We start from the raw sequence: 17,016 nt of genomic DNA, 5'->3' as shown, positions 1-17,016 counted from the left end.
TTCTTCTAGAAAATAAAAAACGCCATACTAAGTATGGCGTTATTATATCAGAACCCGCTCTTTGTTATTCGAAAAAATACGATATACAAAGCAAAGAGCCAGATTTTGTTAGCGTACCAATCCACGCTCTGATGTCGCGATAAAATCAAGCATCTGCTGAACTGCAGGAAACTGCTTTGCTTCATCTTGCAAAGCGGCTACTGCTTCATCTAACTTAAGGCCTTTACGGAAGAGTGTTTTATATGCTCTACGAGTTGCCATAATTTCATCAGATTCAAAACCACGGCGCTTTAACCCTTCGGTATTAATCGCAACCGGTCTTGCAGGAGTTCCCGTCGTTGTTACAAACGGAGGGACGTCTTGATTCACGCCTGAGTACATGCCAACGAATGCATGCGAACCCACTTTACAGAACTGATGCACACCAGAGTTACCTGCAAGGATAACCCAGTCTCCAACATGTACGTGGCCAGCGACACTCGCATTATTAGCAAAAATCACGTTATTGCCAATTACAGCGTCGTGTGCAACGTGGGTATATGCCATGAATAAATTGTTACTACCAATAATGGTAACACCTTGATCTTGAATGGTGCCGCGGTGAATTGTGGCACACTCTCTGATCACGTTGTTGTCACCAATAATCAGTTTGGTCGGTTCATCCTTGTACTTTTTATCTTGACAGGCCTCGCCTACTGACGCGAACTGAAATATGTGGTTACCAGAGCCAATTTCGCTTGGTCCTTTAATAACGACATGAGACTCTATCTTACAATCATCACCGATAATCACATCATTACCGATATAACTGTATGGTCCGACTGAGACGTTGTTTCCTAATTTAGCGCCTGGCTCAATAATTGCGGTAGGATGGATCACGCTTAAAACTCTCTTCTAGCACACATTATTTCTGCACTACATACAACATTGCCGTCTACCTTCGCTTCACCTGAAAATTTCCAAATGTTGCGACGCTCTTTAACGAACTGTACGTGTAAATGCATCGTATCGCCAGGAACAACTGGCTGCTTAAACCTTGCATTGTCAATGGCTGCAAACAAGTATAGCTCATTCTCACTGCGATTCTCGACCGTTTTAAAGCCAAGTAGGCCGGTTGCTTGAGCAAGTGCTTCCAAGATCATTACACCCGGGAAAATTGGCTGATCTGGAAAATGCCCAGTAAAAATGGGCTCATTCGCTGTGACATTTTTCACAGCATGTAAATATTCACCAGGCTTATGATCAATCACCTTATCCACTAATAGCATAGGGTAACGGTGAGGAAGTAACTTCAAGATTTCTTGAATATCAAAGCTGTTTAATTCGTTGGCCAAAATAGTACCTTTTATTTATCCGTCTGGTTTAACTGCTCGGTGAGACTCTCAAGTGCTTTAATACGCGCTTTAAAATCGGAAAGATTACGTAAATGAGCAATGTTTTTACGCCACTCTTTATTGGTAGTATGAGGCATACCTGAAGAGTAAATACCTGGCTTAGAAATACCTTTTGTCACCATACTCATACCAGTAATTACGACGCCGTCACACACCTCATTGTGACCATTGACAGCCACCATACCGCCGAGTTGACAATACTTTCCAATTTTAACACTACCAGCTAACACCGAACACCCGGCAATGGCTGTGCCGTATCCAATTTCAACATTATGTGCAATTTGAATTTGGTTATCTAGAATCACATTATCGTGGATCACAGTGTTGTCTATTGCACCTCGGTCGATAGACGTACATGCGCCAACTTCCACTCGGTTACCAATAATGACAGTACCAATTTGTGGAATTTTAACCCACTCTCCAGATTCATTTGCATAACCAAAGCCGTCACTGCCAATCACACTTCCTGATTGGAACAAACAATGCTCGCCAATCTCAACTTCGTGATAAATTGTCACATTTGCCCATAGCTTAGTGCCTGTGCCAATGCGTGCATGTTTACCAATAAAACACCCAGCGCCAATTTCAACGTTGTCACCAATAACAGCACCCGCTTCAATAACAGCATTGGCTGCAATTTTTACGTTTTCACCCAAGTGAGCACTTTGGTCAATAACGGCTGTACTGTGAATTGAGCTGGCAGCACTGGGGGTAGTATCCATGTACTGGGCAAGCTTGGCATACGCCACATAAGGGTTATCACAAATTAATTTGTTACCCGAAAAAAATTCCGCATCATCCGCTGATAATATAACAGCGCCAGCTTGGGTTGAATCAAGCTGGCTGCGATATTTTTTATTTGCCAAGAATGCAATCTCTTGATCACTCGCATTCAATAAAGTGGCAATTTTTACAATTGGCTGATCTGGGTTACCTTCAATCTCGGCCCCCAAATGATCAGCCAGTTGCGACAACGTATAGTGTTTAGTCATTACTTTTTGCTAACTGCTTCAACAATATCATCCGACAGATCGCTAACTTTATCAGGGTTGAAGTAGATTGTCGTTTCTTTTAATCTAACTTCGTCAAACTTTCCTTTTTTAGCAACACTTTCAATAGCATCCAAGATCATTTTTTGTACTTTAGCTAGCTCTTGGTTTTGACGCTGTTTAATTTCTTGCTCAAGCGGACGACCTTTCTCAGCCAGTGTTTTTTGCATACCTTGAATTTTGTCACGTAGTGCTGTTTTTTGATCTTCGCTCATAGTTGCACTTTCGCGCTTGAACTTTTCAGCTTCAAAACGGATGTCACCTTGTAGTTTTTCAAGTTCTTGACGACGCTCCGAAAATTCACTTTTCAGTGTTTGCTCAATTTTAGCCATCTGCGGCAATTGTTGATAAACAGTCTGCATATCAACAATACCCACTTTATGCGCGAATGCGTTGATAGAGTTACCCATTAGTAGAGCAGCTAGGATACCCATAGCAGAGGTTTTAAAAATCTTTTTCACAATAAACTCCTTAGAATGTATTACTGATGTTGAAGCTGATGTTCTTAGTGTCATCGTCTTCTTCTTTCTTCAGTGGATACGCAAAACTAATTAACATTGGTCCCATAGGTGAAATCCATTGAATAGACATACCTGTAGAAACCCTAAAGCGACTTGGGTCAGAGAAATCTGATAGTTGATTATATTGATACTCTGGTAAGTTTGAGTAGCGGTCTACGTCAAACTCAGTGTCCCAAACGTTTGCAGCATCGATAAAGAAGCTAGTTCGTACCGAGCTGGTGTTTTCTTCATCTAAAAACGGGGTTGGTACAATCATTTCCGCACCAAATACCGCTTTGGCATTACCACCGATTCGACCAAGAGGTCGTAATTCATCAAAAGCAGGGTCACCACCAATTGCGCCACATTCGGTACCATCTGGTAGACATGTACTAGGCACTGATTGAGGAGCGCGCTGAACCGCTAGCGGTAAGATTGTATTTCTCTCAAAGCCTCTTAGTTCCATTTCTGTAATACGATAGAACTCTTGGAATGGTAGCACTTGATCGAAGCCATTTTCTTCACCATAGCCGTTACCATACGCAAGTGATGCCCTCGTTGAGAATACCCAGCGATGATCGTTGCTCACTGGCCAGTAAAAACGCGAGTCATAACTTAATTTAAAGTAGTTTAGATCCGAGTTAGGCGTCGTGATATTGAAATTAGCAGTTTGACGAGAACCATCTGTCGGGAACATACCACGGTTTACCGTAATACGTGACCAACCAAACCCTAATTCATACTTGGTGAAATCATAGCCACCTTCTGGATCATTTGGGTCCTGGAAAGTTAATCGAAGTACGCGTGTTTGTTCGTAATCGGCAATTCTGTCAAGTGCTTCTTCAACCCATCGGAAACTAAAGTTCAAGCGGTTAACAGGGTTAATTGGAATACCAAAGTGGGTACCAATACCATAACTACGAGAGTCGTAATCAATCAAGCCGATCTCTGAGCCATCAAATTTACTAAAGAAGATGCTACTACCTTGAGAGATACCATCTGGCGTAAAGTATGGATCTGTGTATGACACACTGTAACGGGTTGACGCTTTTGACGTGTTAATGTTAAACGCAACTTGGTTACCAGAACCTAAAAAGTTTGACTCACTCACACCAACATTAAACTGCAGACCCGCATATGAACCATATGCCACACCAGCTTGGAAACTCCCTGCAGGTTGCTCTTTAACATTGAAATCAACATCAACCTGGTCATCAACACCCGGGATAGGTTTAACTTCAAAATCAACCGTTTCCATGTAAGGTAAACGTTGAATTTGTAATTTAGAACGCTCAAGGCTTTGGTTTGACAACCAAGCGCCCTCAAGCTGCGTCATTTCTCTTCGTACAACATGATCAGCAGTGCTCTGGTTACCATTAACCAAGATACGGCGTACATAAACACGCTTCCCAGGGTCAACTGACAACGTTAACTGTACTTCTTTATTCTCATCGTCAATATCAGGAATAGTTCGCACTTCAGCATTGGCATAACCAAAACGCGCTAAATAGCTCTTAATAAATTCTTCTGATGAAGTCACCAAAGAACCATTGTACAGTTCACCAGATTTTAAAGGGATCACGCTTCTAATGAGGTCTTCGCGACCTAATAAATCACCGATAAAGTCAAAGCCTTTAACCGTGTATTTTTCACCCTCGGAGATATTCGCAGTAACATAAACAGACTCACGCTCCGGGCTCACCGATACTTGAGTCGAATCAATATTGAACCTAAGGTAGCCTCTGTCCAAGTAGTAACTTCGAATCTTCTCTAGGTCACCTTCAATTGTTTGCTTTTGATAACGGTCGCTTGAAAGGAACTTCCACCATGGTAAGTCTTGTTGTGACTCTACAAGGCGCAATAACTGTTCGTCGGAGAAAAGTTCGTTACCAACTAAGTTAATTTGACGAACAGATGCCGCGTCTCCTTCATCAAACTCAAATTTTAGTTTGACTCGGTTGCGTGGCAACTCAACAATGCTTACTTCAATTTTAGCGTTGTATTTACCGATACTGTGAAAGAACTCAATTAAGCCTTTTTCAATACCATCAATGACCGTTCTGTCTAGCGTTTCACCGGTGCGGATATCTTTACCGTCTAAGCTCTCTTGAAGCTGTTCATCTTTGATGTCTTTATTGCCATCAAATTCAATAGACGCAATCGTAGGTCGTTCTTTTACTTTAAAAACAATTTGATTGCCATCACGGTAAGCAGAAATATCATCGAAGTGCCCTGACGAAAAAAGCGCTTTGATGGTTTTAGAAACCGTATAATTATCAACTTCATCGCCAACGTTAATTGGTATATGAGTTAACGCTGCACCAAGTGCAACACGTTGTAACCCTTCAACTTTTAAATCTTCTACGATAAAGGAGTTTTGCCCTAGAGCGGCAAAACTAGCGCCAAGTAAACTCGTTACAGCTAAATGTTTTTTTATAGGCATTTTTTTATCTTTATCCTTTACAGCTTACGGCGAACTAAACGCCACGTGCGCTATCGCCCTTATTCTAAGAGCCTAGAGCCTCGATACATCATTAAACAGTGCAAAACAGGTCAATGCCAGTAACATCATTGCTCCCAGCTTATAACCTAACTCTTGTGTCTTTTCAGAGACCGGTTTTTTTCGAATTAGTTCAATTAAGTAATACATCAAATGTCCACCATCCAACATGGGCAGCGGTAAAAGGTTGAAAACCCCCAAGTTGACGCTAATTAATGCTAAGAAGCTTAAAAAAGCAATTAATCCATAACTAACACTGTCTCCAGCCCCAACTGCAATACCAACAGGTCCACTGATATTTTTTACAGATACTTGCCCCGTGATCAGATTACCTATCATCTCGAAGCTCAACATTGTAAGGGCATAGGTTTTCTGAACGCCAAGCAAGATACTATCGAATACACCGTACTGTCTAGTCTCAATGTACCCTGGCGGCCAACTTTTCTGTTTCGGTACAACGCCCAAGTAGCCTATTGTCGTCCCTTGCGATGTCTCTCTTGCATCTGGTGTGATATTCAAGGTAATTGTACTGTCATTTCTCAACACCGTAATGACACTTTGCTTGTTAGGTGCAAGTTGAACTAGCTCTACAAATTGTGTCCAACTGGAGATGTTCTGTTGGTTAAATGATACGATTTTATCACCTGCTTGCATATTGGCGCGTGCGGCTGCAGAGCCCTCAGCAACAAGGGCTAGTTCGGTCGTAATATCAGGTCTATACGGTGTAATGCCAATAGATGTCAAAGGTGCAACGTCGCGCTTATCTAGCTTCCACCCTTCAACATCCAGCGTTCTTATGGCAATTTGCCCACGCTCATCTGTTACCCTAACGTCTAGTCTTTTCTCACCTAAACCAGACATGACTGCAAAGTTAACTTCTTGCCAAGACGCCACTTCGTCATCACCAATCCGAGTTATCTGATCACCAGATTGCATACCCGCATGAAAAGCGATTGAATCAGATGCAATAGAACCAACGACGGGTTTAACGTTTTGAACGCCCACAATATACATTATGGCTAATGCGAGAATCGCGAATAAGAAATTTGCTATCGGCCCTGCCGCAGCAACCGCCATACGAGCATAAACCGATTTACTATTAAGCGTCAGAAGTTTATCTTGCTCTGATACATCATCGACCCGTGAATCAAGCATTCTGACATAACCACCAAGTGGGATCGCAGAGATCGCGTACTCTGTACCCAACTTGTCATACCAAGTAAATAACGGCTTTCCAAACCCAATCGAAAAGCGTAAAACCTTCACGCCGGATTTTCTGGCAACCCAAAAATGTCCATACTCATGAACCGCTACCAATATACTCAGTGCGACAATAAAAGAACCCAGATTCCAGAAAAAATCAAACATTAACCGACCTGCCTTAACACAAGCTCTTGAGCTAATCGACGCGCTTGAGCATCCATATCAATAATTTCTTCCATGGTGTCTAACTCACCTAATACACTATTAGAAAGTACTTGTTCGTTCACTTTAAAAATATCCATAAAACCAATCTTTCCCTGTAAAAATGCAGCAACTGATATTTCATTGGCAGCATTCAGTGTCGTTGTTGCAGCTTGCCCTAAACGGCAAGCCTCAATGGCTAACTTAAGATTTGGATAGCGCTTATAATCTGGCTCAGTGAATGTAAAGTCTTTCATGCGTGAAAAGTCGAGCGGTTGAACACCTGCATCAATGCGATCAGGATAAGCCAAACCATACGCGATGGGGGTGCGCATATCTGGCTGCCCCATTTGTGCGATCACAGAGCCATCTTGATACTGAACCATTGAATGGATCATACTCTGTGGGTGGATAACAACTTCAATATCGTCGGCCTGACAATCAAACAGCCACTTTGCCTCAATAAACTCTAACCCTTTATTCATCATTGTTGCTGAATCAACAGAGATTTTCTGGCCCATAGACCAGTTTGGGTGTGCTACAGCTTCTGCGACCGTCACTTGAGACAAAGTCTGGATATCACGATTTAAGAAAGGACCACCTGAGCCTGTAAGCAATATTTTGTGGATACCTAGAGGTGAAAAGTCCGTGGTCTTCCCCTGTTGCATCTCACGCGGCATACACTGGAAAATCGCATTATGTTCGCTGTCTATGGGCAATAAAGTCGCGCCATGTTTTTTGACTTTGTCCATAAATAATTTACCGGACATCACCAAAGATTCTTTATTGGCAAGTAAGACTTTTTTTCCGGATTCAACCGCAGCCAAAGTTGGCAACAAACCTGCTGCACCAACAATCGCAGACATTACAACATCAACATCATCATGTGATGCGACTTCACACATTGCGCGAGTACCGCTCATGATTTCAGTCGCGACGCCACTCAGTCGTACGCTTAGCGCTTTTGCAGCGTCTTCGTCGTTCATCACGACATATTTCGGTTTATGCTCAATAACTTGTTGATATACAGCGTCAACATTCTTACCTGCAACCAAAGCAAACACACTATATCGCGCTGAGTTACGGCTAATTACATCTAGAGTTGACGTACCAATAGAACCACTTGAGCCGAGAATAACCACCTGCTGAGCAGGCATTACAGCTGTACTCATAGTGTGACCGTCCAAGCATAAAACAGGGCAAACATTGGCGCAGCTGCCGTCAAACTATCAATACGATCTAATATACCACCATGTCCGGGTAAACAGCTGCCTGAATCTTTTAATCCAGCTTCACGCTTAAACATGCTTTCAAGCAAATCACCAATCGCCGAAAACAATGCAATCACCACGGTTAACAAGCCGTACATTAACCAATGTTTATGTTCAACATCGGAGCAGTAGCAAAAAATCAATACAAACACGACCGCTGTGATCAATCCACCAATGAGTCCTTCGATTGTTTTATTAGGGCTCACATTGGGCATTAGTTTTCTTTTACCTAAATTTTTCCCCGCAAAATACGCACCGATATCAGCACTCCATACAATCCCAAGAACCACCATGATAAGTACCGAGCCAAATTGCTCTGATGCATGATAGTCTGCACTTCGAAGTACATTTAAAGCAAGCCATAAAGGTATGAGAGTTAAAAAGCCTGCGATCGCTGGCATCACGATGCCCTGACTCCATGACTTTGCCATTTTTGGATAACGTGTCACCAGTAAAGTGGCCACAATCCACCAAGCGGCTGCGAGCGTAAAGACGTAATTTGCATCTGCCACCAATTTACCAGACTGCCAAAGGCTCTCTATAGGCCAATGGAAGTGTAAAGTAGCAATAAATACACCAGTTACTGCAACATATGCCAAACGGTACAACGGTTTTGAGATCCCCATTAAAGAGGCCCACTCCCAGGCTCCTAGCAGTACGATTGATGCTGCAATAACGCTAAACAAGTTTAGCGGCGTGTAAAATACTAAAATCAGCGCCAGCGGTGCAAGCACAGCCGACGTCATAATACGTTGTTTTAACAAACTGAATACCTTTAACTTGTTGTATTGCTCTCGGCGAGTAGTTGTTTTATTTGTTCACCTGTGCAACCAAAGCGCCTCTCTCTAGAAATATAGCAAGCGATTGCCTCTGAGAAAGCCTCTTCGTTAAAATCAGGCCAAAGAGTTTCTGTGAAATATAATTCTGCGTACGCAGCTTGCCATAGCAAAAAGTTACTGATCCGATAATCACCGCCTGTACGAATGAGTAAATCAAGCGGGCTTTGGTCTGACATTGACATGTTATTTGTCAGCGCATCTTCTGTAATATCATTAACACCTAACTCACCGCTTTGAACTTTTTCTGCAAGCGTTTGAGCAGCATTGACAATATCCCAACGACCACCATAGTTTGCGGCGATATTCAACTGCAACCCAGTATTTTGTCCAGTTAATGCATGGGCATCATGAACTTTATCCTGCAAACTTGTAGGAAACTTTGATATATCCCCAATTATGTTTAGTTTTACATTATTTTTATGTAACTTTTTTACTTCTTTACTTAAGACAAAAAGGAATAATTCCATCAAGGTACTGACTTCGTCTTCAGGTCGACGCCAGTTTTCACTGCTAAATGCAAACAGAGTCAAAGACTCAATACCTAATTTTGAGCAAAACTGTACAGCGCTGCGAACAGAGTCGACACCTTTTTTATGACCATAAGCTCTCGGACGCTTACGGGCTTGAGCCCATCGTCCGTTGCCATCCATAATTATGGCAACATGCTTAGGTAGTGATTGTTGAGAAATCGCGTCAGCGTTTAAAACCATAGTACTATTTTAAATAAAAAAAACGCCGCCTAGTATAGCGCAGTCATCGCTGCAAACCTAATAAAATTCTTTATCTTAAAACTTAAGACAAAACGCTTGATTTTCATACTAAATTTTAAAATGTGTGTAAATACAGCAAACTATAATTTATGGTGCGTATTTTACTGTGCTTGAAACAACAAAAAGCCGCGATAACGCGGCTTTTTGGTCAAAAAAATCAGAGTAATAGAAATTAAATTTCCATTAACTCTGCTTCTTTTGCACTTAATTGTGTATCCATCTCTTTGATGTGTGCATCAGTGATCTTTTGAATTTGATCTTCTGCTTGACGCGCTTCATCTTCAGAAATCTCTTTATCTTTTAACAGTGATTTAATGTCACCGTTTGCATCACGACGAATGTTACGAACTGCAACACGACCACCTTCAACTTCACCACGTACGATTTTGATTAAGTCTTTACGACGTTCTTCTGTAAGTGGAGGTAGAGGTACGCGGATAACGGTACCAGCTGACATTGGGTTAAGACCTAAGTCTGAAGCCATGATCGCTTTTTCTACAGCTTGCGCTAATGACTTATCAAAAACATTAATAGCCAATGTACGTGAGTCTTCTACTGTCACGTTTGCAACCTGGTTTAAAGGCGTGTCAGCACCATAGTAAGATACTGAAATACCATCAAGTAGTGCTGGGTGTGCACGGCCTGTACGAATTTTAGAAAGTTGGCTTGCTAATGCCGCCACACTTTTTTTCATGCGCTCTTGAGCGTCTTTTTGGATATCATTAATCACAGTTGCAATCCTATTTTTACTGTTCCAACCTCAGCAATGCGTGCCAAAAGGTTGGGTTATTCTATAAGAATGGGGCCTCAAGCCCCATTCTCAATTGCTATTTATTCTGCCGCTTTTTTTGACGTGATCAAGGTGCCTTCATCTTCACCCATGATAACACGCTTCAATGCACCTGGCTTGTTCATGTTAAATACGCTCAGTGGCATATTGTGGTCACGGGCCAAAGTGAATGCAGCTAAATCCATTACTTTGAGCTCTTTATCAATAATTTCGTCATGCGTAAGCTGACTATACAAAGTAGCTTCTGGGTTTTTAACAGGATCATCACTGTAAACGCCATCTACTTTGGTTGCTTTAATTACTGTATCAGCTTCAATTTCAATACCGCGTAAACATGCTGCTGAATCAGTTGTAAAGAATGGGTTACCAGTACCTGCTGAAAAGATAACAACACGGCCTGATTTTAACAAGCTAATTGCCTCAGCCCAATTATAGGCATCACACACGCCATTAAGTGGAATAGCTGACATCAAACGGGCATTTACGAATGCTCTATGAAGTGCATCACGCATTGCCAAACCATTCATCACTGTCGCTAACATACCCATGTGATCACCAACAACACGGTTCATACCCGCTTCTGCTAATGAACCACCGCGTAAAAAGTTACCGCCGCCGATAACCAAACCCACTTCTACGTCGAGTTCTACAAGCTCTTTGATCTCTTGAGCCATACGATCCAATACTTTTGGATCAATACCAAAGCCTTCATCTCCCATTAAAGCTTCACCGCTTAATTTAAGAAGAACGCGTCTAAAAACAGGTTTTCGATTGATAGTCATAATTTCCGGGCCAAGTTAAAATTGAGACAAAAAATAACCGCGCTTATGATAGACATAAATGCGCGGTTATTTTAGAGAATTTTCTTCATTGACGCAAAAGCAAATCAACACTTTTATGTCAATAAGATTATTCTATTGCGATTATTCGCCTTTTGCAGCTGCGATTTGAGCAGCAACTTCAGCAGCGAAGTCTTCTTCTTTCTTCTCGATACCTTCACCTACTTCTAGGCGAATGAATGAAGAAACAGTAGCGCCTTTCTCTTTAAGGTACTCACCAACAGACTTCTTAGGCTCCATGATGAAAGCTTGACCAGTAAGAGAGATCTCACCAGTGAACTTCTTCATACGACCAATAACCATTTTTTCTGCGATTTCAGCAGGCTTGCCTTCGTTCATAGCGATTTCAACTTGAACCGCTTTTTCTTTTTCAACAACGTCAGCTGGTACGTCTTCTGGCTTCAGGAAGTCAGGCTTAGAAGCAGCAACGTGCATTGCAACGTGCTTAAGTGTTTCTTCGTCAGCATCACCAGTTACAACAACACCGATACGGTCGCCGTGACGGTATGCAGATAGCTTGTCGCCATCGATGTACTCAACGCGACGAACGTTGATGTTTTCACCGATTTTAGCAACTAGAGCAACACGTGTTTCTTCGAACTTAGCTTGAAGGTCAGCAATTGTTGCCTTAGTAGCAACAGCGTCGTCAAGAACAGTGTTAGCAAAACCTAGGAAGTTTTCGTCTTTAGCAACGAAGTCAGTTTGACAGTTAACTTCAAGAAGTGCAGCGAAACCTTCGCCTTGCTTGATAAGGATTGTACCTTCTGCAGCGATGTTACCCGCTTTCTTAGCAGCTTTAGCAGCACCACTTTTACGCATGTTCTCGATCGCTAGATCGATGTCACCGTTAGTTTCAGTTAGTGCTTTTTTACAATCCATCATGCCAGCGCCAGTACGCTCGCGAAGTTCTTTAACTAGGGCAGCAGTTACAGCCATTAGAATATCCTCAATTCTGAATTCGGTTTTTTGATAAGCGAATTACCGCTTGTAAAGAATATCAAGTCTTCATCACAATTGGATGAAGACTTGATGACAGCTAATTACTCAGCTTCTACGAAATCGTCGTTTTCTGCTTGAGCAACGATGTTGCTTTCACGACCTTCAGTGATAGCAGTTGCAACAGCGCCAGTGTAAAGCTGGATTGCACGGATCGCATCGTCGTTACCAGGGATGATGAAGTCAACACCATCTGGGTTTGAGTTAGTATCAACAACAGATACTACTGGAATACCTAGGTTGTTAGCTTCGCGGATAGCGATGTGCTCGTGGTCAGCATCGATTACGAAGATAGCGTCAGGTAGACCGCCCATATCTTTGATACCACCAAGGCTCTTCTCAAGCTTTTCCATTTCACGCGTTTTCATTAGCGCTTCTTTCTTAGTAAGCTTCTCGAAAGTACCGTCTTGGCTTTGTGCTTCAAGGTCTTTAAGACGCTTGATTGATTGACGAACTGTTTTCCAGTTAGTCAACATACCACCTAACCAACGGTGATTTACGTAGAACTGCTCACTTGAGATAGCTGCTTCTTTAACTGCTTCACCAGCTGCACGCTTAGTACCAACGAAAAGGATTTTACCTTTGTTAGATGCAACGTTTGATAAAAACTTAAGTGCATCGTTGAAAAGTGGAACTGTCTTTTCTAGGTTGATGATGTGAACGCGGTTACGTGCACCGAAGATGAACGGCTTCATCTTAGGGTTCCAGTAACGTGCTTGGTGACCGAAGTGAACACCAGCTTGAAGCATATCGCGCATTGAAACGTTTGCCATTGTATTTTCCTCTATTTAGTAGGGTTAGGCCTCCACATATCCCATAGCACCAACATGCTTATTGCGTATCTTTTTAGATACAAACATGCACCCAAGTGTATGTGTCGATATGTGTGTGTGTTAAAATTAAATTTTGCGTGCCTTAAGTACAAACAACCTCAAGATCAAATCTGGAAGATTTATTTGTAAAAAGACGGCGCGCTTTATACCATATAAAATAAATTAACTCAATGATGAGACCAAAATTTGCTCGTCATTGCTTTGTAAAAATTATGACTTGGAGTCTCAATGAGTGCAGTGATTAAAACCCCTGAAGAAATCGAAAAAATGCGTGTTGCCGGTAGGTTAGCGGCTGAAGTGTTGGAAATGATCGAGGAGTTTGTGAAGCCAGGGGTTACCACAGACGAATTAAATACAATTTGTCATAATTACATTGTGGATGTACAAGGCTGCATACCTGCACCACTCAACTATCATGGATTCCCAAAGTCAATTTGTACATCTGTTAACCATGTTATCTGTCATGGAATTCCCAATGAGAAACCATTAAAAGAAGGTGATATTGTCAATATCGACGTCACCGTTATCAAAGATGGCTACCATGGTGATACGTCAAAAATGTTTTACGTTGGCACGCCAAGTATTCAGGGCAAACGTTTAAGTGAAATCACACAAGAGTCTCTTTATCTAGCGATTAAAATGGTAAAACCGGGCGTGCGTCTTGGTGATATTGGTGCCGCTATTCAAAAGTTTGCTGAAGGCTTCAACTACTCTATCGTTCGTGAATATTGCGGCCATGGTATTGGTGCGCAATTCCACGAAGAACCACAAGTTATGCACTATGGTAAACCGGGTACTGGTGAAACGCTCAAAGCAGGTATGTGTTTAACCATAGAGCCTATGGTTAACGCGGGTAAGCGTCAGTGTAAGTTACTCAAAGATGACTGGACTGTTGTCACTAAAGACCGCAGTTTATCAGCACAATGGGAACACACACTGCTTGTCACGGACAATGGCGTTGAAATCCTAACGCACCGTAAAGATGACACGATCGACCGTGTGATCGAGCACGCCTAAGTCAATTGATGCTGCTTGTGATGAGCAAGCAGCATCCAAAATCACAGACGAGTTTGGAACCGGATTAGGTAAAAAATATCCATTTAACCCATCAATCTCACAAAACCCGCAAAAAACGTACTTTCGCTGCTTCAAGTCATCCCAATATACAAGTAAACTGATTCCATCTTGTGTTCCAAGGATCTCTCGTGGCGTTACCAAATAAAGTAAAGTTGTTACTTGAACAAGCTGAGCAACTTAATGATTACAAAGGCTGTATGAACTACTTTTACAAGTGGCTCAACAATCAATTTTCAAAACAGCCAGTCAGGTTGCTGATCAAAGCACGTTCTGAGTTCATCGATACACTGCTAAAAAAGTTATTTGTTCAAACCGGATTATCTGAATTTCCACAATTGGCGTTGATCGGAATCGGTGGATATGGACGCGGTGAGCTTCACCCATTTTCCGACATAGACTTTTTGTTATTGACCGATGGGGAACCCAGTAACGAATTACGTAATGCGCTTGAGACATTTGTCACGTATTTATGGGATTTAAACTTAGACATCGGTCATAGTGTCCGCACACATGAGCAAGTACTAGAACAAAAACGTAAAGATGTGCACTTCACGACAAGCTTGCTCGAAAGTCGGCTCATTTGCGGTAACCTTGTCGAGTTTGAACGATTGAAAAGCCATATCGTTAAGACTCCGATATGGCGATCCGATGATTTTTTTATTGCTAAAGTGAAAGAACAAAAGCTCAGACGTAAAAAATGCCATGGTACTGCCTATAACCTCGAGCCAAATATCAAAGAAAACCCAGGTGGTTTAAGAGACTTACAAACTATTTTTTGGGTTGCTAAAAAACACTTCCATGCGGAGACATTAGAAGAACTGATCGGCCATGGCTATTTGACCCATGAAGAATACCAAGAACTGATGGAGTGCTTGGAAAATTTATGGAATATTCGATTTGCGCTGCACCTCGCAGCTGGGCGCAGTGAAAATAGATTATTGTTCGATTATCAGCCGCATGCCGCTGAATTGCTTGGCTTTGGCTCGGAGGGCAAGCCTTCGGTCGAACGTATGATGAAACGTTTATTTAGGATCATGAGTCGTGTTCGTGAGATGAACCAAATGCTGCTCGCCTATTTTGAACAAAGTATCTTGCCTGATCACGATGCACACCTTGTCACACCTTTAGATGCGCATTTTGAACGTATCGGCAACAAAATACGGGTAAAAGATCCCTCAGCATTCTTTTTACGAGAGAACCTAATCGTTCTTTTTGAGCATATCGCTGACAATACTGACATCACAGATATTGATCCAAATACCATACGTTCGGTTAGGCAAGTACGCAGGCGATTGCTCGGAGACTTGCAAGACTATGCTGCATGTCGTGACGCATTTATGCGGCTGCTAAAGCATCCAAATGGTATGGGGCGAGCGTTCACATTAATGCACAAGCACGGCATTATTGCAGCCTATTTGCCACAGTGGCGTAGTATATTTGGTCAAATGCAATTTGATTTATTTCATGCGTATACGGTGGATGAACACACTCATAAGCTGATTAATAACATCCATAAATACCGCGACAAGCAGCTTAGTAAAGATTTCCCTATCTGCGCTGAGATCGTGACACGAATGGATAAACCCGAGTTACTGTATCTGGCCGCTATTTTCCACGATATTGCCAAAGGGCGTGGCGGAGACCATTCAGAACTAGGCGCTGTTGATGCCACTGCATTTGCCAGCATGCACAAATTAACCCCATCAGATGCTAAGCTCATTGCTTGGCTAGTTCAGCATCACTTGCTCATGTCAGTTACCGCGCAACGTAAAGACATCAATGACCCAGATGTCATTAATGAGTTTGCCTCTAAAGTGAAAAATGAACGTCAGCTCGATTATCTTTACTGCTTAACTGTGGCAGATATCCGCGCGACCAATGACAATTTATGGAATGATTGGAAAAACACCCTTTTACGCGAGCTTTATTTACATGCACAACGTGCTTTAAGACTGGGCTTGGAGCACCCCATGGATATGCGTGATCAGATCCGTGATAAAAAGGCCCAAGCGATGCAGAGGTTAGTTGAAATAGGCTTTGAAGAAACCAATGTCATCGCACTTTGGTCACGATTTAAAGCAAACTATTTTACAGGTTTCAGTGAAGAGCAAATCTCCTGGCAAAGTGAGTACCTACTTTCTCTTGAAAAAGAGACTAAATCTGGCGTTGCGGTATCTGAAAAGCCAATGCATGGTGGTACGCAAGTATTTGTTTATGCCCCTTATGAAGCCAGCTTATTTGCCAAGCTTGTGTCTGTAATTGGCACTAAAAAAGCACAGATCCAGCATGCTCAAGTCATGACGACTAAAGATGGTTACGTGGTTTTTAGCTTTGTGATTTTAGAAGTCAATGGCGATGCAATTAGTGGGAGCCGCGCGAAAAATTTACGCAGAGGACTCGACAGTATCCTTGCTGATCCCAAGAAAAAAATACGCCTAAAGAAAAATCGCTCGCAGCGATTCAAAGACTTTAATATTAAACCTAAAGTCATTGTGCGCCCACATGCCCGTGTCGACAGAAACTTAGTAGAGATACAGGCCGTTGATATTCAGGGTCTATTAACTAAAATTGCGGAAGTATTGCAGGTTCATAACCTTCATATCCACGCAGCACGGATCACCACTGTTGGAGAGCGTGCAGAGGACTTTTTCGTAGTCTCAAATGAACATTATTTAGCATTAAGTGATGATGAAAAAACTGCTTTACATCATTCACTAATGAAAAAATTAAACGCCGAATCTGAATAAAAGAGGA

General features: G+C 42.1%; 15 protein-coding genes. 2 read left to right on the top strand and 13 right to left on the bottom strand.

Going from position 1 to position 17,016, the window contains the following annotated elements:
• Nucleotides 1–108 precede the first annotated feature (108 nt).
• From lpxA to rpsB, 13 genes are all read right to left on the bottom strand, one after another.
• Nucleotides 109–879: an acyl-ACP--UDP-N-acetylglucosamine O-acyltransferase gene (gene lpxA / locus N473_RS06615; protein WP_039609408.1), complete on the bottom strand. Its 771-nt coding sequence runs from the start codon at nt 877–879 to the stop codon at nt 109–111.
• Between the two features lie 2 nt (nt 880–881).
• On the bottom strand, nt 882–1,334 hold the full coding sequence (fabZ, locus tag N473_RS06610) for a 3-hydroxyacyl-ACP dehydratase FabZ (protein ID WP_039609409.1): 453 nt from the start codon (nt 1,332–1,334) through the stop codon (nt 882–884).
• Nucleotides 1,335–1,345: 11 nt separating this feature from the next.
• Nucleotides 1,346–2,386, bottom strand: coding sequence for a UDP-3-O-(3-hydroxymyristoyl)glucosamine N-acyltransferase (gene lpxD / locus N473_RS06605; RefSeq protein ID WP_063367215.1), 1,041 nt, complete (start codon nt 2,384–2,386; stop codon nt 1,346–1,348).
• Nucleotides 2,386–2,904 (bottom strand): OmpH family outer membrane protein, encoded by a 519-nt coding sequence (locus N473_RS06600; RefSeq protein WP_039609411.1) that lies wholly within the window; start codon nt 2,902–2,904, stop codon nt 2,386–2,388. Before N473_RS06600 ends, lpxD begins: the two co-directional genes overlap by 1 nt.
• A gap of 10 nt (nt 2,905–2,914) precedes the next feature.
• Complete coding sequence (bamA, locus tag N473_RS06595; RefSeq protein WP_063367214.1) at nt 2,915–5,386, bottom strand: outer membrane protein assembly factor BamA; 2,472 nt, start codon at nt 5,384–5,386, stop codon at nt 2,915–2,917.
• Nucleotides 5,387–5,458: 72 nt separating this feature from the next.
• Nucleotides 5,459–6,811: a sigma E protease regulator RseP gene (gene rseP, locus N473_RS06590; RefSeq protein ID WP_063367213.1), complete on the bottom strand. Its 1,353-nt coding sequence runs from the start codon at nt 6,809–6,811 to the stop codon at nt 5,459–5,461.
• Nucleotides 6,811–8,004 carry a 1-deoxy-D-xylulose-5-phosphate reductoisomerase gene (gene ispC, locus N473_RS06585; protein WP_063367299.1) on the bottom strand — a complete coding sequence of 398 codons (1,194 nt, stop codon included), beginning with the start codon at nt 8,002–8,004 and terminating at the stop codon, nt 6,811–6,813. Before ispC ends, rseP begins: the two co-directional genes overlap by 1 nt.
• Before the next feature lie 11 nt (nt 8,005–8,015).
• Nucleotides 8,016–8,882 carry a phosphatidate cytidylyltransferase gene (locus N473_RS06580; protein ID WP_063367212.1) on the bottom strand — a complete coding sequence of 289 codons (867 nt, stop codon included), beginning with the start codon at nt 8,880–8,882 and terminating at the stop codon, nt 8,016–8,018.
• Between the two features lie 11 nt (nt 8,883–8,893).
• Nucleotides 8,894–9,667 carry an isoprenyl transferase gene (locus N473_RS06575; RefSeq protein ID WP_063367211.1) on the bottom strand — a complete coding sequence of 258 codons (774 nt, stop codon included), beginning with the start codon at nt 9,665–9,667 and terminating at the stop codon, nt 8,894–8,896.
• A 232-nt stretch (nt 9,668–9,899) separates the two neighbouring features.
• Nucleotides 9,900–10,457 carry a ribosome recycling factor gene (frr, locus tag N473_RS06570; protein WP_039609416.1) on the bottom strand — a complete coding sequence of 186 codons (558 nt, stop codon included), beginning with the start codon at nt 10,455–10,457 and terminating at the stop codon, nt 9,900–9,902.
• 101 nt (nt 10,458–10,558) lie between these two features.
• Nucleotides 10,559–11,299 carry a UMP kinase gene (gene pyrH, locus N473_RS06565; RefSeq protein WP_023401852.1) on the bottom strand — a complete coding sequence of 247 codons (741 nt, stop codon included), beginning with the start codon at nt 11,297–11,299 and terminating at the stop codon, nt 10,559–10,561.
• 141 nt (nt 11,300–11,440) lie between these two features.
• Nucleotides 11,441–12,292, bottom strand: a complete 852-nt coding sequence (gene tsf, locus N473_RS06560) for a translation elongation factor Ts (protein WP_063362922.1) — start codon at nt 12,290–12,292, stop codon at nt 11,441–11,443.
• A gap of 104 nt (nt 12,293–12,396) precedes the next feature.
• On the bottom strand, nt 12,397–13,125 hold the full coding sequence (gene rpsB / locus N473_RS06555; protein WP_039609419.1) for a 30S ribosomal protein S2: 729 nt from the start codon (nt 13,123–13,125) through the stop codon (nt 12,397–12,399).
• A gap of 288 nt (nt 13,126–13,413) precedes the next feature.
• Between rpsB and map the strand changes: the two genes are divergently transcribed.
• Nucleotides 13,414–14,202, top strand: coding sequence for a type I methionyl aminopeptidase (gene map / locus N473_RS06550; protein WP_063367210.1), 789 nt, complete (start codon nt 13,414–13,416; stop codon nt 14,200–14,202).
• A 188-nt stretch (nt 14,203–14,390) separates the two neighbouring features.
• The gene (gene glnD / locus N473_RS06545; protein ID WP_063367209.1) at nt 14,391–17,009 is read left to right on the top strand and encodes a [protein-PII] uridylyltransferase; all 2,619 of its coding nucleotides are present in this window, start codon (nt 14,391–14,393) and stop codon (nt 17,007–17,009) included.
• The last annotated feature ends 7 nt before the right edge of the window (nt 17,010–17,016 follow it).

Source organism: Pseudoalteromonas luteoviolacea CPMOR-1 (genome assembly GCF_001625685.1).
Classification (GTDB): Bacteria; Pseudomonadota; Gammaproteobacteria; order Enterobacterales; family Alteromonadaceae; genus Pseudoalteromonas; species Pseudoalteromonas luteoviolacea_K.
This window is presented reverse-complemented; position numbering and strand designations above follow the sequence as displayed.